The sequence below is a fragment of the Pseudomonas sp. Soil_N_39 genome (genome assembly GCF_057655955.1).
In genome coordinates this window covers 156,803-181,095 of record NZ_JBDGLI010000005.1, presented here as the reverse complement: position 1 = coordinate 181,095, position 24,293 = coordinate 156,803, and the positions used below count along the sequence as shown (strand labels likewise).

Sequence of the window (24,293 nt, the reverse complement as noted above, 5' to 3'; positions counted from 1 at the left end):
GAATTCCTGTTATTTGTCCGGGCTGTCGATGGTCAATTGCTGTTGCGCCGTGGTGCTGCTCGCCAGGGGCTGGCTGCGGCCGATCCACTCACCCGCGGTCGGCTGACCGGCCCGGGAGATACGCGCCATCAGTTGGACTTCGGGGAAGTTCGACAGTTTCAACTGCGGCATCATGGCGTCCGCGTCGCTCAGTTCTACCGTGACTGGCAGATCGGCCACCGTCAGGCGTTTGGCGGCCAACGGTGCCGGCGGACCGGAAACGGCGCGGGCGAAGATGAACACGCTGTCGCCCGGCTGCACCTTGGCCTTGAGGGCCGGCGCCAGGTCGACGCGGACCTTGAGCAGGGCTCCGGTCTTGGCCACCGGGGCCTGGGCGACTTTGCCGCCGCTGGCTTGCAGCTTCTCGGTGGCACGGGTAATGCCGCCCTGCAGCGCCTCACGGGATTTGTCACCTTCCGGCAGTTGCGCGAGCAAGCGCCCCCAGTAATCGATCGCGTCCTGATAGCGCTCGCCTTCAAACGCGGCGATGCCCAACAGACCGAGGCTGGTGACTTCCTTCGAATCGAGCTTCAGCGCTTCGTCGGTCAAGGCCTGGACTTTATCCGACCATTTCTTGCCATCGGCGAAATACTGCGCCTGGGCCCACTGGCCCAGCAGTTCCGGTTGGCGACCGGCGACCGCCACGGTGCGTTCGAAGATCTTCGCCGCATCCGCCGGGCGATCCTGGGCCATGTAGGTGCGGCCGAGAAAATACAGGCCCTCGGCATTATCCGGCTGCGCCGCCACCGCGCGCTCCAGGCGCAGGGTCATCTCTTCCATCGACTGCGGCGCCTGGGCGAATTCACGGGTCAGTTCGACCTTGTCACTGGCACCGAAATGCAGGTACAGCGCCAGGCCCAACACTGGCACCAGCACGGCGGCGAGCAACGGCAACGGCTTGCCCAACCGGGACTCGCGCGGCACATCGGCGCCCTCGGTGTCGGCGAGCAGCTCACGGGCGGCTTCGGCGCGACCGGTGTCCAGTTGCGCGGCGTTGAGCACGCCCTCCTCCCGCTCGGCCTGCAACTCGGCGACACGTTCCTGGTACAGCGCCACGTTAAGCGCGGTCCGGTCCTCCTCGCGTTGAGCGCGACGACCACGCAGTACAGGGATCAACAGAAAACTCAGGGCAACCAGAAGAAGCAGACCTGCGGCGAGCCAGAAATCAATCATGCTTGGTTTTATCCAACAGTTGGTCGAGGCGCTGGCGCTCTTCGACAGAAAGCGTGTCCGGGGCGGCCGTGCGCTGGACCCGGCGCCGACGGACGATCACCGCGATGAGCACGAAACCACCAAGCAACAGCCCGGCGGGGCCGAACCAGAGCAGCGCGGTCTTGGAGGACAGGGCGGGGTTGTAGCGCACGAACTCACCGTAGCGATCGACCATGAAGTCGATGATCTGCTGGTTGTCCTTGCCCTCGCCGAGCATGCGAAAGATTTCCTTGCGCAGGTCGGCGGCAATCGGGGCGTTGGAGTCGGCGATGTCCTGGTTCTGGCACTTGGGGCAGCGCAGTTCCTTGGTCAGTTCGCGAAACCGCTCGCGCTCGCCATCGTTGGCAAATTCGTAGGTGTCGATGGCGGCCTGCGCCACACCGACCAGGCTCAAACCGAGGATGGCGGCGGCTAACCAGCGCTTCATGGCTTGGCCTCGTCCACCAGGGCCTGGTACTTGGCGGCCAACTTCTCGCGCCAGACCTGTTCGTCGATCACACCGACGAACTTGTCGCGGATCACGCCCTTGGCATCGATGAAGAAGGTTTCCGGTGCGCCATAAACGCCCAGATTCAGGCCCAGGGAGCCGTCTTCGTCACGAATGTCCAATTGATACGGATTGTGGAACTCGGCCAGCCACTTCAAGGCATCGGCATTGACGTCCTTGTAATTGACGCCGTAAATCACCACGCCGTTCTGGGCCAGCTTGTTCAGCACCGGGTGCTCGACCCGGCAGGAGATGCACCAGGTGCCCCATACGTTGACCAGCGCCGGCTTGCCCAGCAGGTCGGCGCGGGTCAGGGTCTTGTCACCTTGCACCGAGGGCAGGGAAAACTCCGGGAACGGCTTGCCGATCATCGCCGAAGGCAATTCGCTCGGGTTCAAATACAGCCCCCGGTACAAAAACACCGCCATCAACAGGAACAGCGCCAGCGGCAACACCATCAACCAACGTTTCATGCAGTGGCTCCCGTCACGCCCAGGGCTTCACGCACCCGGTTTTTCACCTTGACTCGATAACGCCGATCCAGCGCCGCCAGCATCCCACCCAGGCCGGTGAGCAAGCCACCGAACCAGATCCAGCGCACGAACGGCTTGACGTGGACCCGCACCGCCCACGCGCCATCACCCAGGGATTCGCCCAGCGCGACGTAGAGGTCGCGGGTGAAACCGGCATCGATCCCGGCTTCGGTCATGACCGAGTTCTGCACGGTGTAGAGGCGTTTTTCCGGATGCAGTACGGTGATTTCCTGACCGTTGCGAATGACCCGTACGGTGCCCTTGTCGGACGTGAAATTCGGCCCCTCGAAATGTTTGGCGCCCTCGAACACGAACTGGTAGCCCCCCAGGTCCATGGACTCGCCCGGCGCCAGGCGCAGGTCACGCTCGGCGCTGTTCTGGCTGGACAGCACCACGCCCAACGCGCAGACAGCGATGCCCAAGTGAGCGATCTGCATGCCCCAGTAACTGCGGGTCAGGGTCGGCAGGCCTTTGATCAGGCCTTTGTGGCGGGTCTTGTCGAAGATGTCCCGGACACCGGCCAGCAACACCCAGGCCGCCAGCACGAACGTCGCCAGCACCGCCCAGTTGAAGTCGCCATAGGCCACGCCGGCCACCACGGCCAGGGCGGCCGTGCCCAGCAGCACCGGGGTCAACATGCCCAGCAGCCACTTGACCGGAGTGTCTTTCCAGCGCACCAGCATACCGATGGCCATCACCACCATCAGGATCGCCATCAGCGGGATGAACAACGCGTTGAAGTACGGCGGGCCGACCGACAGCTTGGCGCCGGACAGCGCATCGAGCACCAGCGGGTACAACGTCCCCAGCAGGATCATCGACGCGGCCACCACCAGCACCAGGTTGTTGCCCAGCAGCAGGGTTTCCCGTGACCAGAGGTTGAAGCCGACCTGGCTCTTGACCACCGGCGCACGCAGGGCGAACAGCGTCAGCGAACCACCGACGACGAACAGCAGGAACATCAGGATGAACACCCCACGCTCAGGGTCCGAGGCGAAGGCATGCACCGAGGTCAGCACGCCGGAACGCACCAGGAACGTTCCCAGCAGGCTCAGGGAGAACGCCGCGATGGCCAGCAGCACGGTCCAGCTCTTGAACACCCCGCGCTTTTCCGTGACGGCCAGGGAGTGGATCAGCGCCGTGCCCACCAACCAGGGCATGAACGAGGCGTTTTCCACCGGGTCCCAGAACCACCAGCCGCCCCAACCGAGTTCGTAGTAGGCCCACCACGAACCGAGGGTGATGCCGATGCCGAGGAAGGCCCAGGCGACGATGGTCCACGGGCGCGACCAGCGTGCCCACGCGGCGTCGAGGCGACCGCCAAGCAACGCGGCGATGGCGAAGGCGAAGGCCACGGAAAAACCGACATAGCCCATGTAGAGCATCGGCGGGTGAACGATCAGGCCGATGTCTTGCAGCAATGGGTTGAGGTCGCGACCATCCATCGGCATCTGCGGCAGGATGCGCTTGAACGGGTTGGACGTGACGATCAGGAACAGCAGGAAACCGGTGCTGATCATGCCCATCACCGCCAGCACCCGGGCCAGCATCACCTGAGGCAACTGCCGGGAAAACACCGAGACCGCGAAGGTCCAGCCGGCAAGGATCAACGCCCAAAGCAACAGCGAGCCTTCGTGGGCGCCCCACACGGCGCTGAACTTGTAGTACCAGGGCAAGGCGCTGTTGGAGTTGCTGGCGACGTACTCCACGGAAAAGTCGTCGGCCATGAACGCATAGGTCAGGCAACCAAAGGCGAACAGCATGAAGGCGAACTGCCCCCACGCCGCCGGCTGGGCCAGGCTCATCCACAAGCGGTCGCCGCGCCAGGCCCCGAGCAAAGGCACCACGGCCTGTACCAGGGAGAAACACAGGGCCAGGATCATCGCCAGGTGGCCCAACTCGGGAATAAAGATGCCGGTAGTCATCGATCAGCCCTCCTTCACGGGAGCGGGCGCCGACTGGCCGCTGTCTTTCAGGGCCTTGGTCACTTCCGGCGGCATGTATTTTTCGTCGTGCTTGGCCAGCACTTCGTCGGCCACCACCACGCCATCGGCGTTGAGCTTGCCCAGGGCGACGATGCCCTGCCCTTCGCGGAACAGGTCCGGGAGGATGCCGCGATAGGTGATGGTCACGGTCTTGCTGAAGTCGGTGACATTGAATTTAACGTCCAGCGAATCCCCGGAACGCACCAGCGAGCCTTTTTCCACCATGCCGCCAGCGCGGATACGCGTGTCTTTCGGCGCTTCGCCGTTGGCGATCTGGGTCGGGGTGTAGAACAGATTGATGTTCTGCTGCAGGGCGCTCAGGGCCAGGGCGACCGCGGCACCGACACCCACCAGGATCGCCAGAATGATGACAAGACGTTTTTTGCGAAGCGGATTCACTGACCGTTCTCCCGGCGCAGACGACGCGCCTCTTGTTGCAGATACCGCTTGCGGGCCAGGATCGGCACCGCCACGTTGAGGCCCAGCACCGCCAGGCAAATGCCATAGGCGGACCAGACATACAGGCCATGATGGCCCATGGCGAGAAAATCGCCGAATGAAGCGAAACTCATCGAGCGGCCTCCAGGCTGTTCTGCACTTCGGCCTTCACCCAACTGGCCCGGGACTCGCGCTTGAGCACTTCCAGGCGCATGCGCAGCAATAGCACCGTGCCGAAGAAACAGTAGAAGCCCAGCACCGTCAGCAACAGCGGCAGCCACATTTCGACGGGCATCGCCGGTTTTTCGGTGAGGGTGAACGTCGCGCCCTGGTGCAGGGTGTTCCACCACTCCACCGAGTACTTGATGATCGGGATGTTGATCACGCCGACAATCGCCAGCACCGCGCAGGCCTTGGCGGCACTGTCACGATTGCTGATGGCGTTGCCCAGCGCAATAAGACCGAAGTACAGGAACAGCAGGATCAGCATCGACGTCAGTCGCGCATCCCAGACCCACCACGAACCCCAGGTCGGCTTGCCCCAGATGGCCCCGGTGACCAGCGCCACGGCGGTCATCCAGGCGCCGATGGGCGCGGCGCATTGCAGGGCCACGTCGGCCAGCTTCATCTTCCACACCAGCCCGACCACGCCGCAGATCGCCAACATCACGTAGACCGACTGGGCCAGCATCGCCGTGGGCACATGGATATAGATGATGCGGAAGCTGTTGCCCTGCTGGTAATCCGGCGGCGCGAAAGCCAGGCCCCAGACCAGGCCGGTGCCGATCAGCAACAGGGCGGCGACGCTCAACCAGGGCAGCATCTTGCCGCTGATGCCGTAGAACCACTTGGGTGAGCCGAGCTTATGAAACCAGGTCCAGTTCATTGCAGTTTCCATCACGGTTGCGGCTCGTCATCACGAGCCGCCAGGTCTGCCTTAACTTCCGCAGAAGTGGTCAATTCTTGACCAGGCCTCATTATTATTCGCCGACGCTGATCTTCAGGCCAGCGGCTATTGCAAAGGGTGTCAGGGTTATCGCCAGGGCGGTCAGGCTCCCAAGCCACAGCAGATAACCGGTCGCGGGCATGCCTTGCAACGCCGCTTGCAAGGCACCACTGCCCAGGATCAGCACCGGGATATACAAGGGCAGGATCAGCAGCGCCAACAACAGGCCACCGCGCTTCAAGCCCACCGTCAACGCCGCACCCACCGCACCGAGCAGGCTCAGCACCGGCGTGCCCAGCAGCAGCGACACCAGCAGCACCGGCATGCACGCGGCGGGCAAGCCCAGCATCATCGCCAGCAGCGGCGAGAGCAGTACCAGTGCCAGCCCGGAAAAAACCCAGTGTGCCAGTACCTTGGCCAAAACCAGAAGGGCCAGGGGGTGCGACGAAAGGACCCACTGTTCCAGTGAACCATCTTCGAAATCACTGCGGAAAAGCCCGTCCAGCGAGAGCAGGACCGATAAAAGCGCAGCCACCCAGACCAGTCCCGGGGACAAGGTTTGCAACAATTGAGTCTCCGGACCGACCGCCAATGGGAACAACGCGATGACGATCGCGAAGAACACCAGCGGATTGGCCAATTCGGCCGGACGACGAAAGAGCAGGCGCGCCTCGCGGGCCAGCAACAGGCCAAACACACTCATACGGCCCAGTTCCCCAGATCGATGTTGCGATAACCGGACGGCATCCGCGCCAGCGTGTGGTGGGTGGTCAAGAGCACCGTGCCGCCGTTTTCACAGTGCCGGGCCAGGTGTTCCTCGAGCTGCGCGACGCCCTGCTTGTCCAGGGCGGTGAACGGCTCGTCAAGAATCCACAGCGGTGGGCTGTCCAGATACAGGCGCGCCAGGGCCACGCGGCGTTGCTGGCCGGCGGACAGGGTGTGGCTCGGCACATCCTCGAAGCCGCGCAGCCCAACCGCCGCCAACGCCTGCCAGATCGCCTCGCGCCCGGCGGGCGTATGCAGCGCGCAGAGCCAACTGAGGTTTTCTTCGGGGGTCAGCAAATCCTTGATCCCGGCGGCATGACCGATCCAGAGCAGGTTACGGGCCAGTTCGCTGCGCTGGCTGTGCAAGGACTGGCCATTGAGCAACACTTGGCCCGCAGTGGGCTGCATCAACCCGGCGAGCAGACGCAGCAGGCTGGTCTTGCCGCTGCCGTTGGGACCACTGATCTGCACCATGTCGCCAGGCGAGAGTCTCAATTCGAGATTTTCGAAAAGCAGCCGCAAGTCTCGCTCACAGGCGAGGCCAACGGTTTGCAAGAGAGGACTGGTCAAGGGATCGCGGGCCTTATACGGTTCAAGTCGGCGGTGCAGCGGCCGTTAAAGAGGTGCAGCATAGATGCTTTGACGGCCTGTTCCACAGAGCTGCGTCAAACAATTGCAAGGTTTTCGCCACTCCCTGAAAGACGGGCGGCATTATACATGTGATGCCCTACTCTAAAGAGGGCTTATTTTCCCAGGGTAAAGACCGCAGATGACAGGCGACATCAACATCCTGCCGCTGCCCCAGGCCACGGCAACGACGCGTATGCCAGCGGTGACGGGCGAGCTGCTTAAATTGCTGGCACCGGCCGCAGGGCTGATCGGCCCCGGCCAGACCGCCCAGGCCGAAGTGCTGTCGCTCAAGCAGGCCGACCAGACTTTCCAGCTACTGCTCAAGGTCACCCTGGAGAGCGGTCGCCAGACCACCGTGCAAGCCACCAGCACCCAGCCATTGCCCCAGGGCACCAGCCTGGCCGTAACCCAACCGTCCCCCAGCAACCTGACGATTGCCGTGCAACAGGCCGTTGCCTCTAGCGTCGCCACCTTGACGCGCATCGACACGGCGCAGATGCCGGTCGGCACGTTGCTGCAAGGCAAGGTGTTGACCAGCCAGCCGTTGCCATCGTTACCCGGGCAGCCGGCGGTCTATCGGTCGTTGGTGAGCCTGCTCAATACCGCCCAGGCCGGCAGTACCCTGGACATCGACAGCCCCCAACCGCTGCGCATCGGCACACTCTTGAGCGCCCAGGTGCAAGATGCCCAAACGTTGAAATTCGTGCCCCTGAGCAACCGCCAGGAGCAACTGGCGGTGAGCCAGCAACTGGTCACCCAGGTGAGCCGCCAGGGCTCCCTGGACAGCCTGGTCACCGCCCTGCAAAACCTGCCGGTCACCGATGACACTGGCGCCGAGCTGCGTGCCGCGGTGACTCGCTTGCTGGCTGGCCTGCCGGATGTCCAGCAACTGAGCACGCCCAAGGGCTTGGCCCAGGCCATGGTCGCCAGCGGTGTGTTCCTGGAAAGCAAATTGCTCGCCGGACAGCCACCGAGCCTGGCGCCGGACATGAAAGGCGACCTGCTGAAACTGATCGCCCAACTGACACCGGCCCTGCCCGCCTCCACCAACCTCAGCGCCATCATTGCCGCCAATACGCTGGCCCAGACCCTGCCGAGTTTCGTCCGTAGTGCCTTGGGGATGCTCGGTCAGGTCAGCGCCAAGCCGCAACCCACCAGTTTTCCGCTGCCCTCGCGCCTGCTGAAAGAGCAGAACGAAGAAGGCGATCTGGAGCACCTGCTGCGCCTGGCCGCCGCTGCCGTGTCGCGCCTGCAAAGCCATCAGTTGTCGAGCCTGGAACAGACCGGCCTGACCGACGACGGTCGGTTGATGAGCACCTGGCAGTTGGAGATCCCGATGCGCAACCTGCAGGACATCGTGCCGCTGCAGGTCAAGTTCCAGCGCGAGGAAACCCCGCCCCGGGAACAACCCGACGAACGCCGAGAGGAACGCGAGCCGAAACAGCAGCTCTGGCGGGTCGAGCTGGCGTTTGATATGGAACCGCTCGGTCCGCTGCAGATTCAAGCCCAGTTGCTCAGCGGCAGCCTGTCCAGCCAATTGTGGGCAGAACGGCCGTACACCGCGAGCCTGATCGAAAGCAACCTGACAGCACTGCGCGAGCGCCTGGTGACCTGTGGCCTGAACGTCGGCGACCTGGACTGCCACCTCGGCACCCCGCCCCAAGGCCCCAAGACTCGCCTGGAACAACGCTGGGTGGACGAAACCGCATGACAACCCACACCGAACCCCGCCAGGCCATCGCCCTCAAGTACGACGGCCACCACGCCCCGACCCTCACCGCCAAGGGCGACGACGCCCTGGCCGAGGAAATCCTGCGGATCGCCCGGGACAGTGAAGTACCGATCTATGAAAATGCCGAACTGGTGAAGCTGCTGGCACGGATGGAATTGGGGGACAGCATCCCGGAAGAGCTGTACCGCACGATTGCCGAGATTATCGCGTTTGCCTGGAACCTCAAGGGCAAGTTCCCCCAAGGCCACGACCCGAATGCGCCGAGCGTCGAAAAGGATGTGACCGACCGCGGCGATGATTACTGATCACAGCCACAAGAGCGGTGTGTTGGCTGGAACGATCAGTGTGTGAACGCCAGAAAAACCTGTGGGAGCGAGCTTGCTCGCGATGGGGCCCTGTCAGCCAACATTAATATCGACCGATATACCGCTATCGCGAGCAAGCTCGCTCCCACATGGGATCTCTGCGGCAAAGCGCGGGCAATCGTGGCGAGGGAGCTTGCTCCCGCTCGGCTGCGCAGCAGCCGCAAAAACGGGCGATACGGTCTGCCTGGAGGAATGCCGGGGCCTGCTGCGCAGGCCAGCGGGAGCAAGCTCCCTCGCCACAGGGGCGGTGCATTGGCTGGAATGATCAATCTGCAAGCACCAGAAAAACCTGTGGGAGCGAGCTTGCTCGCGATGGGGCCCTGTCAGTCAACATGGATATCGACTGATACACCGCTATCGCGAGCAAGCTCGCTCCCACAATTGGATCGGGATGAAAGCGATCAGCCGCCCTTATGCAGCTTGCTCATCAACTCCGCCTCGGCCTGGGTCAGGCCGCAGGCTTGGGTCAGTTCGTCGACGCTGGCGCCCATGCCCACCAGGCGAGCGGCCTGGGCGAAGGACAGGCTGGAGGGGTCGCGCTGTTCCAGTTGGGCGAGTTTATCCGGCAACGGCGCGACCACAGCACGCAGCTCATGGAGCGCTTCGCCCATGCGCACGGTGCCGTTCTGGTAATCGTCGACGCGCTTGGCCAGGTCCTTGATGCGCTGATCGCGCAGCGCATCGCCCTGGGCCTGCTGAGCGGCGATCTGCCGCTGGCCACGTATGTATGCCAAGAACATCGCCAGCGTGCCTGCCCAGAAAAGGAACAGGACAATGACTGCTACCTCAAGAATCAAATCAGATACTCTCCAGTTCCGACCACTCTTCTTCGCTCATCATCTTGTCCAGTTCAACCAGAATCAGCAACTCGTTGTTCTTGTTGCACACGCCCTGAATAAACTTGGCGGACTCTTCGTTACCCACGTTCGGCGCCGTCTCGATTTCCGACTGGCGCAGATAAACCACTTCGGCGACGCTGTCGACCATGATGCCAACCACTTGCTTGTCGGCCTCAATGATGACGATCCGGGTATTGTCGCTGATCTCGGCGTTCATCAGGCCGAAGCGCTGACGGGTGTCGATCACGGTGACCACGTTGCCGCGCAGGTTAATGATGCCCAACACATAGCTGGGTGCACCCGGTACCGGAGCGATCTCGGTATAGCGCAGCACTTCCTGAACGCGCATCACGTTGATGCCGTAGGTTTCGTTATCGAGCTTGAAGGTCACCCATTGCAGAATCGGATCTTCAGAACCCTTTTGAGACGACGCCTTATCATTCATACCCTGACCCCTCGAAAAACCGCCTGTGGCGGCGTGTATTCTGTCCGGCGACGCTGTGCGCCGCCGGTTGTCTTATTTCGGTTTCTGGACCGGCTTCTTGCTGCCGCCCAGGTGTTTTGCCCCGCCGCTGGCGATCAACTCCGCCAGCTCGGAAACGTCCAGCAAGGCGCACATGTGCTCGATCACCGTACCGGCCAGCCATGGCCGTTGCCCTCGATGGCTGCGCCACTTGATCTCGTTCGGATCCAGGCGCAGCGAACGGCTGACCTGGTGCACCGCCAACCCCCACTCATAACCTTGCACCGAAATCACGTACTGCAGGCCTTGGCGAAAATCATCGCGATAACGGTCCGGCATCACCCAGCGTGCCGTATCCAGTACCTTCAGGTTGCCCGCCTGGCTCGGCAGGATCCCGAGGAACCATTCCGGCTGGCCGAACAACGGCGTCAGTTCCTGCCCGGCCAGGGAATAAATCGATCCCAGGCACACCAGCGGCACCGCCAGGGTCAACCCGGCCACATCGAACAACAAACACTCGAACGGCTCGGCAGCCCAGGCCGGACGGTCGTCGCCCGGCACCGGTGGCGGTGGGTTGCTCGGCGGCAAGTGGACTTCCACCACCGGCGTCACCAGCCCTTGCAGCAACGGGGCAACGGTCGAGACCGGCGCCAGGATCGGCGCAGAAGCCTCCATTACCGCCAGTTGAGGCTTGATGAACGGTGCCTCGACCGCCGCGGCCACCACTGACTTCTGTGCGTCACGGGCCTGCTCTTCGAGCACGGCCGCTTGAAATTCATCCAGCACACCCTCGGCTTCGACATGTTCGGGCAACGCCTCGATCACGTTTGGCAGTGGTGTCAATTCTTCGGTCGCTTCCTGCAACAGCCCATCCAGATAGGACTGCAGGGCCATTTGCGGACGCGAGGTTGTCTTTATTGGGCGGCTCATAGGAACAGTGCGCCACTTGAAGAGGTTATCGGCATGAATGCGGCAGGACTTGAGCGTTCGCAAGCGAACACACTGCCAGTGGAAAGCCTCGTCACCTTAAGCCACCTGCTGCGAAACAAGCTGTTGGGCCAGCAGATGCTTGAGTAGTGCTCGGTAGGCCAGCACGCCACGGCTCTTGCCATCGAATTGCGAAGGGGTCACACCGGCGCGGCTGGCATCCCGCAGGCGGGTGTCGACGGGGATATAGCCTTGCCAGATGTCCTCCGGGTACATGTCCCGCAACACACGCAGGGTCCCCAAGGACGCCTGGGTGCGACGGTCGAACAGTGTCGGCACGATGTTGAAGGCCAGTGTCTGTTTGCGCGAGCGATTGACCATCGCCAGTGTATTGACCATGCGTTCCAGGCCCTTGACCGCCAAATGCTCGGTCTGCACGGGAATCACCAATTGCTGACTGGCGGCCAACGCATTGACCATCAGCAGCCCCAGCAACGGCGGGCTGTCGATGATCGCGTAATCGAAATCCTGCCACAGCTGCGCCAGACTCTTGGCGATCACCAGGCCCAAGCCGCTCTGCCCGGGTGACTGTCGCTCCAGGGTGGCCAGGGCGGTGCTCGACGGCAACAGGGAAATCCGCTCGTCGCTGGTGGACAACAGCAATTGCCCTGGCAGGCCCTCGGGCACAACGCCCTTGTGCAGGAACAGGTCGAAGTTGCTGTGCTCCAGGCTATCGGGATCGTAGCCGAAATAGCTGGTCATCGAGCCATGGGGGTCCAGGTCGACGATGACCACGCGCTTGCCCGCCTCGGCCAGCAACCCGGCTAAAGCGATGGAAGATGTGGTCTTGCCCACACCACCTTTTTGATTGGCGACTGCCCAGACTCTCATTCGGATCGTTCCTCCCGGCCGAAACAGGCTCGACCGAGAAATAGCTCGGTTATAAAGCGGGTGACGGAGAATTGACGGCACTCTGTCTTCCCGGCGACTTGACCGGAGCCGGTGCAGTTTGTGTGCCAGCCCGCTTCAATGCCGCATCCGGGGTTGCATTGGCCGTACCGGTACCGGTCAGGCTACGACGTACATCGAGGTTACGCGACACCACCAGCACTACCCGCCGGTTGCGCGCACGCCCCTCGGCCGTGGCGTTGTTGGCCACCGGCTGGAACTCACCGTAGCCCACCGAGGCCAGGCGACCGGGGTTCACGCCCTGCATCGCCAGCATGCGCACAATGCTCGCCGAACGGGCCGAGGACAGTTCCCAGTTGGTCGGGTATTGCGCGGTACGGATCGGCTGGTCGTCCGTGAAGCCTTCGACATGGATCGGGTTGTCGAAGGGTTTGAGGATCGCCGCGACCTTATCGATGATGTTGAACGCCATGTCGCTGGGCATGGCGTCGCCGCTGCCGAACAACAGGCTGGAATTGAGTTCGATCTCGACCCACAGCTCGTTGCCGCGCACGGTCATCTGGTTGGAGCTGATCAGGTCACCGAACGCCGCGCTGATGTCGTCGGCGATGCTCTTCAACGGATCGCTGCTGCCGGCGATACCGGCGTCGACCTGCTCGCTGTCCTTGACCAAGGGCTTGGCCGGCGTGGTGGTCTTGGGCCGCTCCTCACCGATAGGGATCGGCTTGAGGGCCCGGTCGGAATCGGTGAAGACCCCGATCAACGCCTCGGAAATGACTTTGTACTTGCCTTCGTTGACCGACGAAATCGAATACATGACCACGAAAAAAGCGAACAGCAGCGTGATGAAGTCGGCGTAGGAAACGAGCCAGCGTTCATGGTTGACGTGTTCTTCACGATGCCTGCGACGTGCCATGTTCCATACCCCCCATCAGTCCATGAAGCCCTGGAGCTTCAACTCAATGGAGCGCGGGTTTTCACCTTCGGCGATCGACAGGATCCCTTCCAGCAACATTTCGCGATAGCGCGACTGACGCAACGCGATGGACTTGAGCTTGGCCGCGATGGGCAGCAGCACCAGGTTGGCACTCGCCACGCCGTAGATCGTGGCGACGAACGCCACGGCGATACCGCTGCCCAGTTGCGACGGATCGGCCAGGTTGCCCATCACATGGATCAGGCCCATCACGGCACCGATGATGCCGATGGTCGGCGCGTAGCCGCCCATGCTTTCGAAGACTTTGGCCGCTTCGATGTCGCGGCTTTCCTGGGTGTAGAAATCCACTTCCAGGATGCTGCGGATGGCCTCCGGCTCGGCGCCGTCCACCAGCAGTTGCAGGCCTTTGCGCGAGTAACTGTCAGGTTCGGCGTCAGCCACCCCTTCCAGACCCAGCAAGCCTTCCTTGCGAGCGGTCAGGCTCCAGTTCACGACGCGGTCGATACCACCGGCAAGGTCGACACGGGGCGGGAACAGAATCCAGATCAGCACCTGCATGGCCCGCTTGAAAGCGCTCATGGGAGACTGCAGCAGCGCCGCGCCAACGGTGCCACCGATCACGATCAACGCCGCCGGGCCGTTGGCCAGCGCGCCCAGGTGACCGCCTTCCAGATAATTGCCGCCAATGATGGCGACGAACGCCATGATGATGCCAATCAGGCTGAGCACATCCATTACAGGCAGGCCTCAACCAGGTGTCTACCGATGTCGTCCAACCCATACACTGCGTCGGCAAGATCGGCTTTGACGATCGCCATCGGCATGCCGTAGATCACGCAACTGGCTTCGTCCTGGGCCCAGATCGCACTGCCGCCCTGCTTGAGCAGCCGTGCGCCTTCGCGACCGTCGGCACCCATGCCGGTGAGCACCACCGCCAGAACTTTGTCACCGTAGGACTTGGCCGCGGAACCAAAGGTAATATCCACGCAAGGCTTGTAGTTCAGGCGCTCGTCGCCCGGCAGGATTTTCACCGCGCCGCGACCGTCGATCATCATCTGCTTGCCACCCGGCGCCAGCAAGGCCAGGCCCGGACGCAGGATGTCGCCATCCTCGGCTTCCTTGACGTTGATGTTGCACAGCTTGTCCAAACGCTCGGCAAACGCCTTGGTAAACGCCGCGGGCATGTGCTGGATCAACACGATGGGAGCCGGGAAGTTGGCCGGCAACTGGGTCAGGACCCGTTGCAGCGCCACCGGGCCGCCCGTGGACGTGCCGATGGCAACCAGCTTGTAGGCTTTGCGCTTGGGGGCCGGCGACGAGGCACTGGCAGGTGCCGAACGCGTCGGCGCAGGGGCCGGGGCGCTGCGTACAGGTGCCGGATTGAAGCTGCTCGATGCCGTCGGCGTCGGGCTTGGCGCCGCAACCGGGGCTGGCGCCGGTGCGCTGTAGGCACCGACACGGCGATTGCTGCGGGAAATGCTGTGGACCTTTTCGCACAGCAACTGCCGGACCTTGTCGGGGTTGCGCGAAATGTCTTCGAAATTCTTCGGCAGGAAATCCACCGCCCCGGCGTCCAGCGCATCGAGAGTCACCCGGGCGCCTTCGTGGGTCAGGGACGAGAACATCAAGACCGGGGTCGGGCAGCGCTGCATGATATGCCGCACGGCCGTGATGCCATCCATCATCGGCATCTCGTAGTCCATGGTGATCACGTCCGGCTTGAGTGCCAGGGCCTGATCGATCGCCTCTTTGCCATTAGTCGCGGTACCGACGACCTGAATACTCGTGTCCGCCGAAAGAATTTCCGAGACACGGCGACGGAAAAACCCCGAATCGTCCACCACCAGGACTTTAACTACCATAAACACTCCGTTAGACGAGGCGCGGCCCTGGGCCACGCCCCTCCAGAATCAAATACGCCGGGCGGCGTAACGCTTGAGCATGCTTGGCACATCGAGAATCAACGCGATGCGGCCGTCGCCGGTGATGGTGGCGCCGGACATGCCCGGTGTGCCCTGGAGCATCTTGCCCAACGGCTTGATGACCACTTCTTCCTGGCCCACCAACTGGTCGACGACGAAGCCGATCCGCTGGGTGCCCACCGAAAGGATCACCACATGGCCTTCGCCCTGCTCCACATGAGCCGCGGAGCTGACCAGCCAGCGCTTGAGGTAGAACAGCGGCAATGCCTTGTCCCGTACGATCACCACTTCCTGGCCGTCCACCACGTTGGTGCGCGACAGGTCGAGGTGGAAGATCTCGTTGACGTTGACCAGCGGGAAGGCGAAGGCCTGGTTGCCCAGCATCACCATCAGGGTCGGCATGATCGCCAGGGTCAACGGAACCTTGATGACGATCTTCGAGCCCAGGCCCTTGGTCGAGTAGATATTGATCGAGCCGTTGAGCTGGGAAATCTTGGTTTTCACCACATCCATGCCCACACCACGGCCCGACACGTCGGAAATCTCGGTTTTGGTCGAGAACCCCGGGGCGAAGATCAGGTTGTAGCACTCGGATTCGCTCAGACGGTCAGCCGCATCCTTGTCCATCACACCGCGTTTCACCGCGATGGCACGCAGTACATTCGGGTCCATGCCTTTGCCGTCGTCGGAGATCGACAGCAGGATGTGGTCGCCCTCCTGCTCGGCGGCCAGGATCACCTTGCCGCTGCGGACCTTGCCCGAGGCTTCGCGCTCTTCCGGCGACTCGATGCCGTGGTCGACCGCGTTGCGCACCAAGTGGACCAGCGGGTCGGCCAGGGCTTCGACAAGGTTCTTGTCGAGGTCGGTCTCTTCACCCACCAGTTCCAGGTTGATTTCTTTCTTGAGCTGGCGAGCCAGATCGCGAACCAGGCGCGGGAAGCGCCCGAAGACTTTCTTGATCGGCTGCATGCGGGTCTTCATGACCGCGGTCTGCAGGTCTGCCGTGACCACGTCGAGGTTCGACACGGCTTTGGACATGGCTTCGTCCTGGCTGTTGAGGCCCAGGCGCACCAGTCGGTTACGCACCAGCACCAATTCGCCGACCATGTTCATGATCTCGTCCAGGCGTGCGGTGTCGACTCGAACGGTGGTCTCGGCTTCGCTGGCTGGTTTTTCCGCTGGCGCCGCCGCCGGAGCACGGGCGGGTGCCGGGGCAGCAGCGGCAGCGGCAGGCTTGGCGGGCTCGGCCTTGGGCTCCGGTGCCTTGGCAGCGGGTTTGGGCGCAGCCTTGGCCGCTGGCGCAACGGTAGCGGCAGCAGGCGCAGCGGCAGCCGTACCGACTTCGCTGAACTTACCCTTGCCATGCAGCTCATCGAGCAGCGATTCGAATTCCTGGTCGCTGATCAGGTCGCTACCCGCGGCAGCGGCGGCGGGCTTGGCCGGCGTCGGTGCCGAAGCGATGGCCGAATCCAGCGCGTCAACGGCAAAGGTGCCCTTGCCATGCAACTGGTCGAGCAAGGCTTCGAATTCATCATCGGTGATGTCCGAGCTGTCGCCCGCCGCTTTCGGGGCGGCCGGGGCCGTCGGCGGAACGACCGCATCCGGCGCGAACTGACCCTTGCCGTGAAGCTGGTCGAGCAGCGACTCGAACTCGGCATCGGTGATTTCATCGCTGGCCGCCCCACCGGCGGCTTGCGCAGCAGGTGCAGCCGGAGCGGCTGGTGCCTCGGCCTGGGCCTTGACGGTATTCAGGGAGTCCAGCAGCTGTTCGAATTCGTTATCGGTGATGTCGCCCGATTCTTCGGCGACCGGCTCTTCAACCACCGCCTCGACAATCGGCGCCGCTTCGTCAGCCGATTGCGGCTCGGCCAGGCGCGATAGCGCGGCAAGCAGCTCGGGGGTGGCAGCCGTGATCGGCGAGCGCTCACGCACTTCACTGAACATGCTGTTGACCGCATCCAGCGCTTCGAGCACCACGTCCATCAGTTCCGAATCCACGCGGCGCTCACCCTTGCGCAGGATATCGAACACGTTTTCGGCAATGTGGCAGCACTCCACCAGCTCGTTGAGCTGGAGGAAGCCGGCGCCTCCTTTTACAGTGTGGAAACCGCGAAAAATTGCATTGAGCAGATCCGCATCATCAGGTCGGCTTTCCAGCTCGACCAGCTGTTCGGACAGTTGCTCTAGAATCTCGCCGGCCTCAACCAGGAAATCCTGAAGGATCTCTTCATCGGCGCCGAAGCTCATTAATGGCTGCTCCTAAAACAGGGCTAAAACTCAGAATCCAAGGCTGGACAGCAAATCGTCCACATCGTCCTGACCGGACATAACGTCTTCTCTTTTATCGGCATGAATTTGCGGACCTTCACCCTGAGAGAGATGTTTTTGTGGATCTTTTTCAGCAAGCATCGCTTCACGGTCGTGTTCGATGCCTGCAAAGCGGTCGACCTGGCTGGCCATCAACACCAGTTTGAGCAGGTTGCTTTCCACTTCGGTGACCAATTGGGTCACACGCTTGATCACCTGGCCGGTCAGGTCTTGATAGTCCTGGGCCAGCAGAATGTCGTTGAGGTTGCTTGCCACGGCGCGGTTCTCGGTGCTGCTGCGCGCCAGGAAACCGTCGACCCGACGGGCCAGCTCCCGAAACTCTTCAGCACCGACTTCGCGACGCATGAACCGGCCCCAGTCGGTGCTCAAGGCCTGGGCTTCTTCACTCAGGCCGTTGACCAGCGGCGTTGCACTTTCCACCAGGTCCATGGTGCGGTTCGCCGCGGCCTCGGTCAGCTTGACCACATACCCCAGGCGCTCGGTGGCGTCGGTGATCTGCGAGACTTCCTCGGCCTGCGGCATGTGCGGGTCGATCTGGAAATTGACAATCGCGCTGTGCAGTTCACGCGTGAGCTTGCCCACTTCCTGATACAGACCGCGGTCACGGGTCTGGTTGAGCTCATGGATCATTTGAACCGCATCGCCAAAGCGACCTTTTTCAAGGCTGTCGACCAGTTCGCGGGCATGTTTTTTCAGGGTCGATTCGAAATCGCCCATTGAAGATTCGTTGTCCATAGCTCCCCCGTGGCGCAGTTAACCGATGCGTTCGAAGATTTTTTCGATCTTCTCTTTCAACGCCTGGGCCGTGAAGGGTTTGACCACATAGCCGTTTACACCGGCCTGGGCCGCTTCGATGATCTGCTCGCGCTTGGCTTCGGCAGTGACCATCAGCACCGGAAGATGCTTGAGCTTTTCGTCGGCGCGCACATGGCGCAACAAGTCGATACCGGTCATGCCGGGCATGTTCCAGTCAGTCACCAGAAAGTCGATGCTCCCGCTGTTGAGGACCGGAATGGCTGTGACGCCATCATCCGCCTCGACCGTGTTGGTGAACCCAAGGTCACGCAACAGGTTTTTTATGATCCGCCGCATCGTTGAGAAGTCATCAACGATGAGGATTTTCATGTTCTTGTCCAATTCGACCTCCAAGCAGTCTTAAACGCGCCCAGCACCTGGACGCGCCATTTCAATCAATCCGGCACAACACTCGACAACGGTCCGGAGCACAACGGATGGAGACTGGCGCAGTACCTGCCAGGCCAGCCTCGTCGCAGTGTCCCCACACTGCCTGTCAACGCGCTCGCCACTCCCCCAAACGCCCCCGCAAACGGGCCGCGCACTGGCTGTGTAACTGGCTGACCCGCGATTCGCTGACCCCCAGGACCTCACCGATTTCCTTGAGGTTCAGCTCTTCGTCGTAGTACAGCGCCAAGACCAGTCGCTCACGCTCCGGCAAATTGGCAATCGCATCCGCCAGCGCGCTCTGGAAACGTTCATCTTCCAGGTCACGCGATGGCTCCATGTGAGCACTCGCGCCATCCTCGTGCAGCCCTTCGTGTTCGCCGTCCTGCAGCAGGTCGTCGAAACTGAACAGGCGGCTGCCCAAGGTATCGTTCAAAATCCCGTAATAATCATCGAGACTTAACTGGAGTTCGGCAGCAACTTCGTGATCTTTAGCGTCACGCCCGGTTTTCGCTTCAATTGCCCGAATCGCGTCACTGACCATGCGGGTATTGCGGTGCACCGAACGCGGCGCCCAATCGCCCTTGCGGACTTCATCGAGCATCGCCCCGCGAATGCGAATACCGGCATAGGTCTCGAAACTGGCGCCTTTGCTGGCGTCGTATTTGTTCGACACTTCAAGCAGGCCGATCATGCCGGCCTGGATCAAGTCCTCGACCTGGACACTGGCCGGCAACCGCGCCAGCAAGTGGTAGGCGATACGCTTGACCAGTGGCGCATAACGCTCGATCAATTCGTATTGGGCGTCCCGTGCCGATTTTTTGTAGAGATGGTTGTAACCGCTGGCTGTCATAGCACGGGCCCTGCTGTTTGTTGCACAAGACGTTCGACGAAAAACTCCAGATGCCCGCGAGGATTGGCCGGCAATGGCCAGGTATCGACCTTCTGGGCGATCGCCTTGAACGCCAGCGCGCATTTGGAACGTGGAAAGGCTTCATAGACGGCACGTTGCTTCTGGACGGCCTTGCGCACGCTTTCGTCGTAAGGCACCGCGCCGACGTATTGCAGGGCGACGTCCAGGAAGCGATCGGTGACCTTGGTCAACTTGGCGAACAGGTTGCGTCCTTCCTGCGGGCTCTGGGCCATGTTGGCCAGGACGCGGAAGCGGTTCATGCCATAGTCGCGGTTCAGCAGTTTGATCAGGGCGTAGGCGTCGGTGATGGACGTCGGTTCGTCGCAGACCACCAGCAGCACTTCCTGGGCGGCGCGCACGAAACTGACGACCGAGTCGCCAATGCCGGCCGCGGTATCGATCACCAGCACATCGAGGTTGTCGCCGATGTCGCTGAAAGCCTGGATCAGGCCCGCGTGTTGGGCTGGGGTCAGGTGAACCATGCTCTGGGTGCCGGAGGCAGCCGGCACGATACGAATCCCGCCTGGCCCCTGCAACAGCACGTCGCGCAGTTCGCAGCGGCCTTCGATCACGTCCGCCAGGGTGCGTTTGGGGGTAAGCCCCAGCAGCACGTCGACGTTCGCCAGGCCCAGGTCGGCGTCCAGCAGCATGACCCGTCGGCCAAGCTCTGCCAGAGCCAGGGACAAGTTCACTGACACGTTAGTCTTCCCGACGCCACCTTTGCCGCCGGTCACCGCGATCACCTGTACGGGATGCATGCTGCCCATGTTCGTTCTTTACCTTGTCTTCTTAGACGGAGGCCACATTACTGGCTGCGCGTTCGCATAAGGAACAATGCATGGCAGACCATCGATGTAGGTACAAAAAATATTCATGATTACCTCAGCCGACCTGCTTGCTCGGGCTGTGGTAGATGTCAGCGAACATGTCAGCCATGGCTTCTTCGCTGGGTTCTTCCTGCATTTGCACACTCACGGCACGACTGACCAGTTGATGACGGCGCGGCAGATGCAAATCATCCGGGATCCGCGGCCCATCGGTCAGGTAGGCCACCGGCAGTTCATGACCGATCGCCAGGCTCAACACCTCGCCCAGGCTTGCCGTTTCGTCCAGCTTAGTCAGGATGCAGCCGGCCAGTCCGCAGCGTTTGTAGCTGTGGTATGCGGCGGTTAGAACCTGTTTCTGGCTGGTGGTTGCCAACACGAGATAATTTTTTGACTTGATACCGCGTCCGGCCAGGCTTTCGAGCTGCATGCGCAGGGCTGGATCGCTGGCTTGCAGGCCCGCGGTATCGATCAGCACAACGCGTTTGCGCAGCAACGGCTCCAGCGCCTGGGCCAGGGATTGGCCCGGATCCACATGGGTCACCGACACATTGAGGATCCGGCCCAGGGTCTTGAGTTGTTCCTGGGCACCGATGCGGAAACTGTCCATGCTCACCAGGGCGATGCTCTGGGCGCCGTACTTGAGTACATAACGGGCGGCGAGCTTGGCCAGGGTGGTGGTCTTGCCCATGCCGGCAGGACCGACCATGGCAATCACTCCGCCCTCTTCCAGTGGCTCGACTTCCGGCGTGGAGATCATCCGCGCCAGGTGCGCCAGCAACATGCGCCAAGCCTGGCGCGGTTCTTCGATACCATTGATCAGCGCCAGCAGGTCCCGGGACAACGGGCCGGACAGGCCGATGCGTTGCAGGCGACGCCACAGGTTGGCCTGGGCCGGACGGCTGCCTTGCAGCTGGTTCCAGGCCAGGGAGCCGAGCTGGACTTCCATCAGCTCGCGCAGGCTGTTGAGTTCAAAGCGCATCGAGTCCAGGGCGCGCGGATCGACCCCGCGGGCAGGCGCGGCGGGAGCCGGTTCCGGACGACGCGGTTCGGCCTGGGCCTGCTCCATTAGCGGTTCGGCGGCGGTCAAGGGCAGGCCGGCGGTCAGCGGCTGACCGGCGAACAATTGACGATTGGTGCCCGCGGCACCCTCGCCTTCGCTGCTGCGCAGGCTCAGTTCGGCCTGGGCGCTGGCGATGCGCGATTGGGTCTTGCGCAGCTCATCTTCGAGCTCCATGTTCGGAACCCGCGGGGCCAGCGCAGACAGTTTGTAATCCAGGGCCGCCGTCAGCTCGACACCGCCGGCGATACGACGGTTGCCAATGATGGCTGCTTCAGCGCCCAGCTCGTCACGAACCAGTTTCATGGCCTGACGCATGTCGGCGGCGAAAAAACGCTTCACTTGCATAAACCACTACCTCAGCCGTTGGGCCCTACTGTCGCAACGATGGTCACTTGCTTGTTGTCCGGTATTTCCTGGTACGCCAGCACATGCAGCCCCGGGACCGCGAGGCGCCCGAATCGCGAGAGCATCGCGCGAATCGGACCGGCCACCAGCAGGATCACCGGTTGGCCTTGCATCTCTTGCCGCTGGGCTGCTTCGATCAGCGAACGCTGCAGCTTCTCGGCCATGCTTGGCTCCAGCAGGACACCCTCTTCCGAGCCTTGTCCTGCCTTCTGCAGACTATTGAGCAATATCTGTTCCAACCTTGGCTCCAAGGTGATCACAGGCAGCTCAGACTCAGTGCCTACAATGCTTTGGACGATTGCGCGGGACACGCCGACCCGAACCGCAGCCACCAAGGCGGCGGTATCTTGACTCTTGGCGGCGTTGTTGGCGATGGCCTCGGCGATACTGCGTATGTCGCGCACGGGCACTTGTTCGGCCAGCAGCGCCTGCAGCACCTTGAGCAACTGCGACAAGGAAACCACGCCTGGCACCAGCTCTTCGGCCAGCTTCGGCGAGCCTTTGGCCAGTACTTGCAGGAGTTGCTGGACTTCTTCGTGGCCAATCAGCTCACTGGAGTGCTTGTACAGGATCTGGTTCAAGTGGGTCGCCACCACGGTACTGGCGTCCACCACGGTATAACCGAGGGACTGGGCCTGGGCCCGCTGGCTGATTTCGATCCACACCGCTTCCAGGCCGAAAGCCGGATCCTTGGCGGTGATGCCGCTGAGGCTGCCGTAGACCTGGCCGGGGTTGATCGCCAATTCGCGGTCGGGATAGATCTCGGCTTCGGCCAGAATCACCCCCATCAAGGTCAGGCGATAGGCGCTCGGCGCCAGGTCAAGGTTGTCGCGGATATGCACGGTAGGCATCAGGAAGCCCAGGTCTTGGGAGAGCTTCTTGCGCACCCCCTTGATCCGCGCCAGCAACTGCCCACCCTGATTGCGGTCGACCAAGGGAATCAGGCGATAGCCGACTTCCAGGCCGATCATGTCGATCGGGGTCACGTCGTCCCAGCCCAGTTCCTTGGTTTCCATGGCGCGGGCCGGCGACGGCAGCAGTTCCTGCTGGCGCTTGACCTCTTGCAGGGCCTGGACCTTCTGCACGTTCTGCTTCTTCCAGAACCAGTAGGCACCACCGGCTGCCATGGCCGCCATGCTCAGGAAGGAAAAGTGCGGCATCCCCGGCACCAGCCCCATCACCGCCATCAGGCCGGCGGCAACGGCCAGGGCCTTGGGCGAGGCAAACATCTGCCGGCCAATCTGCTTGCCCATGTCTTCGGAGCCCGAAGCACGGGTCACCATGATCGCGGCGGCTGTGGATAACAACAGTGATGGCAATTGCGCCACCAAACCGTCACCGATGGTCAGCAGGGCATAAACCTTGCCGGCATCGCCGAAGGTCAAGCCATGCTGGAAGATACCGACGGCCATGCCGCCGATCAGGTTGATGAACAGGATCAGCAGGCCGGCGATGGCGTCACCGCGCACGAATTTGCTGGCACCGTCCATGGAACCGTAGAACTCGGCCTCTTGGGCCACCTCCAGGCGGCGCAGCTTGGCCTGGCTCTGGTCGATCAGGCCGGCGTTGAGGTCGGCGTCGATCGCCATCTGCTTGCCGGGCATCGCATCGAGGGTGAAACGCGCGCTCACCTCGGAAATCCGCCCGGCGCCCTTGGTCACCACGACGAAGTTGATGATCATCAAAATGGCGAAGACCACGATACCGACCACGTAGTTACCGCCGATCACCACCTCGCCGAAGGCCTGGATCACCTTACCGGCAGCCTCATGCCCCTCGTGACCGTGGATCATCACGACTCGGGTGGACGCTACGTTCAGCGCCAGACGCATGAGCGTCGCCACCAGCAGAATGGTCGGGAACACCGCGAAGTCCAACGGCCGCAGGGCATAGATACACACCAGCAGCACGACGATCGACAGGGCGATGTTGAACGTGAAGAACACGTCCAGCAGAAACGGCGGCACCGGCAGCATCATCATGGCGAGCATGACCAGCAGCAAGATCGGCACGCCCAGATTGCCCCGGCTGAGGTCGGCTGCATTGCTGCGCGCGGTGCTGAGTAACTGAGAACGATCCACCAATAATCCCCGTGCCTGTGAAGCAAACTTTTGACGCCCGGAGGGGGCGCAGGCGGGGTATTGCAAGAAGCCTTCCAACTTTTGTCGACGGCTGAAATAGAGGGGCTGAAGCGAATTTAACCCTGTGGGAGCGAGCTTGCTCGCGATAGCGATTTGTCAGTCAACATCTGTATCGACTGGATAATCGCAATTGCGAGCACGCTCGCTCCCACAGATAATGCTGCTCACTTAAGACAAACGACGAACCTGTGGCGAGGGAGCTTGCTCCCGCTGGGCCCCGTAGCGGCCCCGAAACCAGCCAAATGCGCAGCATCAGACACACCGCAGCCCCTGTGTTATGGCGGTCGCTGCGCAACCGAGCGGGAGCA

General features: G+C 62.2%; 25 protein-coding genes. 2 read left to right on the top strand and 23 right to left on the bottom strand.

Translation table 11 applies throughout. From position 1 onward, the window contains the following. Nucleotides 1-9 precede the first annotated feature (9 nt). The 9 genes from ccmI to ccmA all read right to left on the bottom strand — a co-directional run bounded on the left by ccmI (nucleotide 10) and on the right by ccmA (nucleotide 6,975). Nucleotides 10-1,212, bottom strand: a complete 1,203-nt coding sequence (gene ccmI, locus AC3A5O_RS10115; RefSeq protein WP_122568986.1) for a c-type cytochrome biogenesis protein CcmI — start codon at nucleotides 1,210-1,212, stop codon at nucleotides 10-12. Then, on the bottom strand, nucleotides 1,205-1,678 hold the full coding sequence (locus AC3A5O_RS10110) for a cytochrome c-type biogenesis protein (protein ID WP_122568987.1): 474 nt from the start codon (nucleotides 1,676-1,678) through the stop codon (nucleotides 1,205-1,207). Before AC3A5O_RS10110 ends, ccmI begins: the two co-directional genes overlap by 8 nt. After that, entirely contained in the window at nucleotides 1,675-2,211 is a 537-nt protein-coding gene (locus AC3A5O_RS10105) for a DsbE family thiol:disulfide interchange protein (protein ID WP_072408483.1), read from the bottom strand. The genes AC3A5O_RS10110 and AC3A5O_RS10105 overlap by 4 nt, the downstream gene beginning before the upstream one ends. Next, nucleotides 2,208-4,196, bottom strand: a complete 1,989-nt coding sequence (locus AC3A5O_RS10100; RefSeq protein WP_122568988.1) for a heme lyase CcmF/NrfE family subunit — start codon at nucleotides 4,194-4,196, stop codon at nucleotides 2,208-2,210. The genes AC3A5O_RS10105 and AC3A5O_RS10100 overlap by 4 nt, the downstream gene beginning before the upstream one ends. A 3-nt stretch (nucleotides 4,197-4,199) precedes the next feature. Further along, nucleotides 4,200-4,655, bottom strand: a complete 456-nt coding sequence (ccmE, locus tag AC3A5O_RS10095; protein WP_057448504.1) for a cytochrome c maturation protein CcmE — start codon at nucleotides 4,653-4,655, stop codon at nucleotides 4,200-4,202. After that, the gene (gene ccmD, locus AC3A5O_RS10090; RefSeq protein WP_122568989.1) at nucleotides 4,652-4,828 is read right to left on the bottom strand and encodes a heme exporter protein CcmD; all 177 of its coding nucleotides are present in this window, start codon (nucleotides 4,826-4,828) and stop codon (nucleotides 4,652-4,654) included. Before ccmD ends, ccmE begins: the two co-directional genes overlap by 4 nt. Beyond that, entirely contained in the window at nucleotides 4,825-5,580 is a 756-nt protein-coding gene (locus AC3A5O_RS10085; protein WP_122568990.1) for a heme ABC transporter permease, read from the bottom strand. The genes ccmD and AC3A5O_RS10085 overlap by 4 nt, the downstream gene beginning before the upstream one ends. Nucleotides 5,581-5,674: 94 nt before the next feature. Beyond that, nucleotides 5,675-6,343: a heme exporter protein CcmB gene (gene ccmB, locus AC3A5O_RS10080; protein ID WP_003183957.1), complete on the bottom strand. Its 669-nt coding sequence runs from the start codon at nucleotides 6,341-6,343 to the stop codon at nucleotides 5,675-5,677. Next, on the bottom strand, nucleotides 6,340-6,975 hold the full coding sequence (gene ccmA, locus AC3A5O_RS10075) for a cytochrome c biogenesis heme-transporting ATPase CcmA (RefSeq protein WP_305470263.1): 636 nt from the start codon (nucleotides 6,973-6,975) through the stop codon (nucleotides 6,340-6,342). The genes ccmB and ccmA overlap by 4 nt, the downstream gene beginning before the upstream one ends. A 199-nt stretch (nucleotides 6,976-7,174) precedes the next feature. Between ccmA and fliK the strand changes: the two genes are divergently transcribed. Both fliK and AC3A5O_RS10065 read left to right on the top strand, forming a co-directional pair. After that, the gene (fliK, locus tag AC3A5O_RS10070; RefSeq protein WP_122568992.1) at nucleotides 7,175-8,746 is read left to right on the top strand and encodes a flagellar hook-length control protein FliK; all 1,572 of its coding nucleotides are present in this window, start codon (nucleotides 7,175-7,177) and stop codon (nucleotides 8,744-8,746) included. Next, complete coding sequence (locus tag AC3A5O_RS10065; RefSeq protein ID WP_122568993.1) at nucleotides 8,743-9,072, top strand: EscU/YscU/HrcU family type III secretion system export apparatus switch protein; 330 nt, start codon at nucleotides 8,743-8,745, stop codon at nucleotides 9,070-9,072. The genes fliK and AC3A5O_RS10065 overlap by 4 nt, the downstream gene beginning before the upstream one ends. A 461-nt stretch (nucleotides 9,073-9,533) precedes the next feature. Here the strand turns inward: AC3A5O_RS10065 and AC3A5O_RS10060 are convergent, their stop codons facing one another. From AC3A5O_RS10060 to flhA, 14 genes are all read right to left on the bottom strand, one after another. Beyond that, nucleotides 9,534-9,929: a DUF2802 domain-containing protein gene (locus tag AC3A5O_RS10060; RefSeq protein ID WP_003183966.1), complete on the bottom strand. Its 396-nt coding sequence runs from the start codon at nucleotides 9,927-9,929 to the stop codon at nucleotides 9,534-9,536. 1 nt (nucleotide 9,930) lies between these two features. Next, entirely contained in the window at nucleotides 9,931-10,416 is a 486-nt protein-coding gene (locus AC3A5O_RS10055) for a chemotaxis protein CheW (RefSeq protein WP_003199144.1), read from the bottom strand. A gap of 72 nt (nucleotides 10,417-10,488) precedes the next feature. After that, the gene (locus AC3A5O_RS10050) at nucleotides 10,489-11,364 is read right to left on the bottom strand and encodes a CheW domain-containing protein (protein WP_122568994.1); all 876 of its coding nucleotides are present in this window, start codon (nucleotides 11,362-11,364) and stop codon (nucleotides 10,489-10,491) included. A gap of 96 nt (nucleotides 11,365-11,460) precedes the next feature. Then, nucleotides 11,461-12,252: a ParA family protein gene (locus AC3A5O_RS10045; protein ID WP_122568995.1), complete on the bottom strand. Its 792-nt coding sequence runs from the start codon at nucleotides 12,250-12,252 to the stop codon at nucleotides 11,461-11,463. 49 nt (nucleotides 12,253-12,301) lie between these two features. Beyond that, nucleotides 12,302-13,186: a flagellar motor protein MotD gene (motD, locus tag AC3A5O_RS10040; RefSeq protein ID WP_060738632.1), complete on the bottom strand. Its 885-nt coding sequence runs from the start codon at nucleotides 13,184-13,186 to the stop codon at nucleotides 12,302-12,304. A 15-nt stretch (nucleotides 13,187-13,201) separates the two neighbouring features. After that, the gene (locus AC3A5O_RS10035) at nucleotides 13,202-13,942 is read right to left on the bottom strand and encodes a flagellar motor protein (RefSeq protein WP_122568997.1); all 741 of its coding nucleotides are present in this window, start codon (nucleotides 13,940-13,942) and stop codon (nucleotides 13,202-13,204) included. Beyond that, the gene (locus AC3A5O_RS10030; protein ID WP_122568998.1) at nucleotides 13,942-15,069 is read right to left on the bottom strand and encodes a protein-glutamate methylesterase/protein-glutamine glutaminase; all 1,128 of its coding nucleotides are present in this window, start codon (nucleotides 15,067-15,069) and stop codon (nucleotides 13,942-13,944) included. The genes AC3A5O_RS10035 and AC3A5O_RS10030 overlap by 1 nt, the downstream gene beginning before the upstream one ends. A gap of 48 nt (nucleotides 15,070-15,117) precedes the next feature. Further along, complete coding sequence (locus tag AC3A5O_RS10025; protein WP_305470258.1) at nucleotides 15,118-17,376, bottom strand: chemotaxis protein CheA; 2,259 nt, start codon at nucleotides 17,374-17,376, stop codon at nucleotides 15,118-15,120. Nucleotides 17,377-17,406: 30 nt separating this feature from the next. Then, nucleotides 17,407-18,192 carry a protein phosphatase CheZ gene (locus tag AC3A5O_RS10020; RefSeq protein ID WP_305470256.1) on the bottom strand — a complete coding sequence of 262 codons (786 nt, stop codon included), beginning with the start codon at nucleotides 18,190-18,192 and terminating at the stop codon, nucleotides 17,407-17,409. Nucleotides 18,193-18,210: 18 nt separating this feature from the next. Continuing rightward, nucleotides 18,211-18,582 (bottom strand): chemotaxis response regulator CheY, encoded by a 372-nt coding sequence (locus AC3A5O_RS10015; RefSeq protein WP_064378627.1) that lies wholly within the window; start codon nucleotides 18,580-18,582, stop codon nucleotides 18,211-18,213. A gap of 166 nt (nucleotides 18,583-18,748) precedes the next feature. Beyond that, complete coding sequence (gene fliA / locus AC3A5O_RS10010) at nucleotides 18,749-19,492, bottom strand: RNA polymerase sigma factor FliA (protein WP_003184000.1); 744 nt, start codon at nucleotides 19,490-19,492, stop codon at nucleotides 18,749-18,751. After that, nucleotides 19,489-20,319: a flagellar synthesis regulator FleN gene (gene fleN, locus AC3A5O_RS10005; protein WP_003184001.1), complete on the bottom strand. Its 831-nt coding sequence runs from the start codon at nucleotides 20,317-20,319 to the stop codon at nucleotides 19,489-19,491. The genes fliA and fleN overlap by 4 nt, the downstream gene beginning before the upstream one ends. A gap of 115 nt (nucleotides 20,320-20,434) precedes the next feature. Next, nucleotides 20,435-21,784 carry a flagellar biosynthesis GTPase FlhF gene (flhF, locus tag AC3A5O_RS10000; protein ID WP_305470253.1) on the bottom strand — a complete coding sequence of 450 codons (1,350 nt, stop codon included), beginning with the start codon at nucleotides 21,782-21,784 and terminating at the stop codon, nucleotides 20,435-20,437. An 11-nt stretch (nucleotides 21,785-21,795) separates the two neighbouring features. Beyond that, on the bottom strand, nucleotides 21,796-23,925 hold the full coding sequence (flhA, locus tag AC3A5O_RS09995; RefSeq protein WP_122569071.1) for a flagellar biosynthesis protein FlhA: 2,130 nt from the start codon (nucleotides 23,923-23,925) through the stop codon (nucleotides 21,796-21,798). Between the last annotated feature and the right edge of the window lie 368 nt (nucleotides 23,926-24,293).

Coding starts and splice junctions, on each gene's coding strand:
- ccmI (WP_122568986.1), bottom strand. CDS start 1,212: ATGATTGATTTCTGGCTCGCCGCAGGTCTGCTTCTTCTGGTTGCCCTG.
- flhF (WP_305470253.1), bottom strand. CDS start 21,784: ATGCAAGTGAAGCGTTTTTTCGCCGCCGACATGCGTCAGGCCATGAAA.
- AC3A5O_RS10025 (WP_305470258.1), bottom strand. CDS start 17,376: ATGAGCTTCGGCGCCGATGAAGAGATCCTTCAGGATTTCCTGGTTGAG.
- fliK (WP_122568992.1), top strand. CDS start 7,175: ATGACAGGCGACATCAACATCCTGCCGCTGCCCCAGGCCACGGCAACG.
- ccmB (WP_003183957.1), bottom strand. CDS start 6,343: ATGAGTGTGTTTGGCCTGTTGCTGGCCCGCGAGGCGCGCCTGCTCTTT.
- AC3A5O_RS10045 (WP_122568995.1), bottom strand. CDS start 12,252: ATGAGAGTCTGGGCAGTCGCCAATCAAAAAGGTGGTGTGGGCAAGACC.
- fliA (WP_003184000.1), bottom strand. CDS start 19,492: ATGACAGCCAGCGGTTACAACCATCTCTACAAAAAATCGGCACGGGAC.
- AC3A5O_RS10085 (WP_122568990.1), bottom strand. CDS start 5,580: ATGAACTGGACCTGGTTTCATAAGCTCGGCTCACCCAAGTGGTTCTAC.
- fleN (WP_003184001.1), bottom strand. CDS start 20,319: ATGGGCAGCATGCATCCCGTACAGGTGATCGCGGTGACCGGCGGCAAA.
- AC3A5O_RS10105 (WP_072408483.1), bottom strand. CDS start 2,211: ATGAAACGTTGGTTGATGGTGTTGCCGCTGGCGCTGTTCCTGTTGATG.
- AC3A5O_RS10065 (WP_122568993.1), top strand. CDS start 8,743: ATGACAACCCACACCGAACCCCGCCAGGCCATCGCCCTCAAGTACGAC.
- motD (WP_060738632.1), bottom strand. CDS start 13,186: ATGGCACGTCGCAGGCATCGTGAAGAACACGTCAACCATGAACGCTGG.
- AC3A5O_RS10015 (WP_064378627.1), bottom strand. CDS start 18,582: ATGAAAATCCTCATCGTTGATGACTTCTCAACGATGCGGCGGATCATA.
- ccmD (WP_122568989.1), bottom strand. CDS start 4,828: ATGAGTTTCGCTTCATTCGGCGATTTTCTCGCCATGGGCCATCATGGC.
- AC3A5O_RS10030 (WP_122568998.1), bottom strand. CDS start 15,069: ATGGTAGTTAAAGTCCTGGTGGTGGACGATTCGGGGTTTTTCCGTCGC.
- AC3A5O_RS10110 (WP_122568987.1), bottom strand. CDS start 1,678: ATGAAGCGCTGGTTAGCCGCCGCCATCCTCGGTTTGAGCCTGGTCGGT.
- AC3A5O_RS10100 (WP_122568988.1), bottom strand. CDS start 4,196: ATGACTACCGGCATCTTTATTCCCGAGTTGGGCCACCTGGCGATGATC.
- AC3A5O_RS10055 (WP_003199144.1), bottom strand. CDS start 10,416: ATGAATGATAAGGCGTCGTCTCAAAAGGGTTCTGAAGATCCGATTCTG.
- AC3A5O_RS10035 (WP_122568997.1), bottom strand. CDS start 13,942: ATGGATGTGCTCAGCCTGATTGGCATCATCATGGCGTTCGTCGCCATC.
- AC3A5O_RS10050 (WP_122568994.1), bottom strand. CDS start 11,364: ATGAGCCGCCCAATAAAGACAACCTCGCGTCCGCAAATGGCCCTGCAG.
- AC3A5O_RS10020 (WP_305470256.1), bottom strand. CDS start 18,192: ATGGACAACGAATCTTCAATGGGCGATTTCGAATCGACCCTGAAAAAA.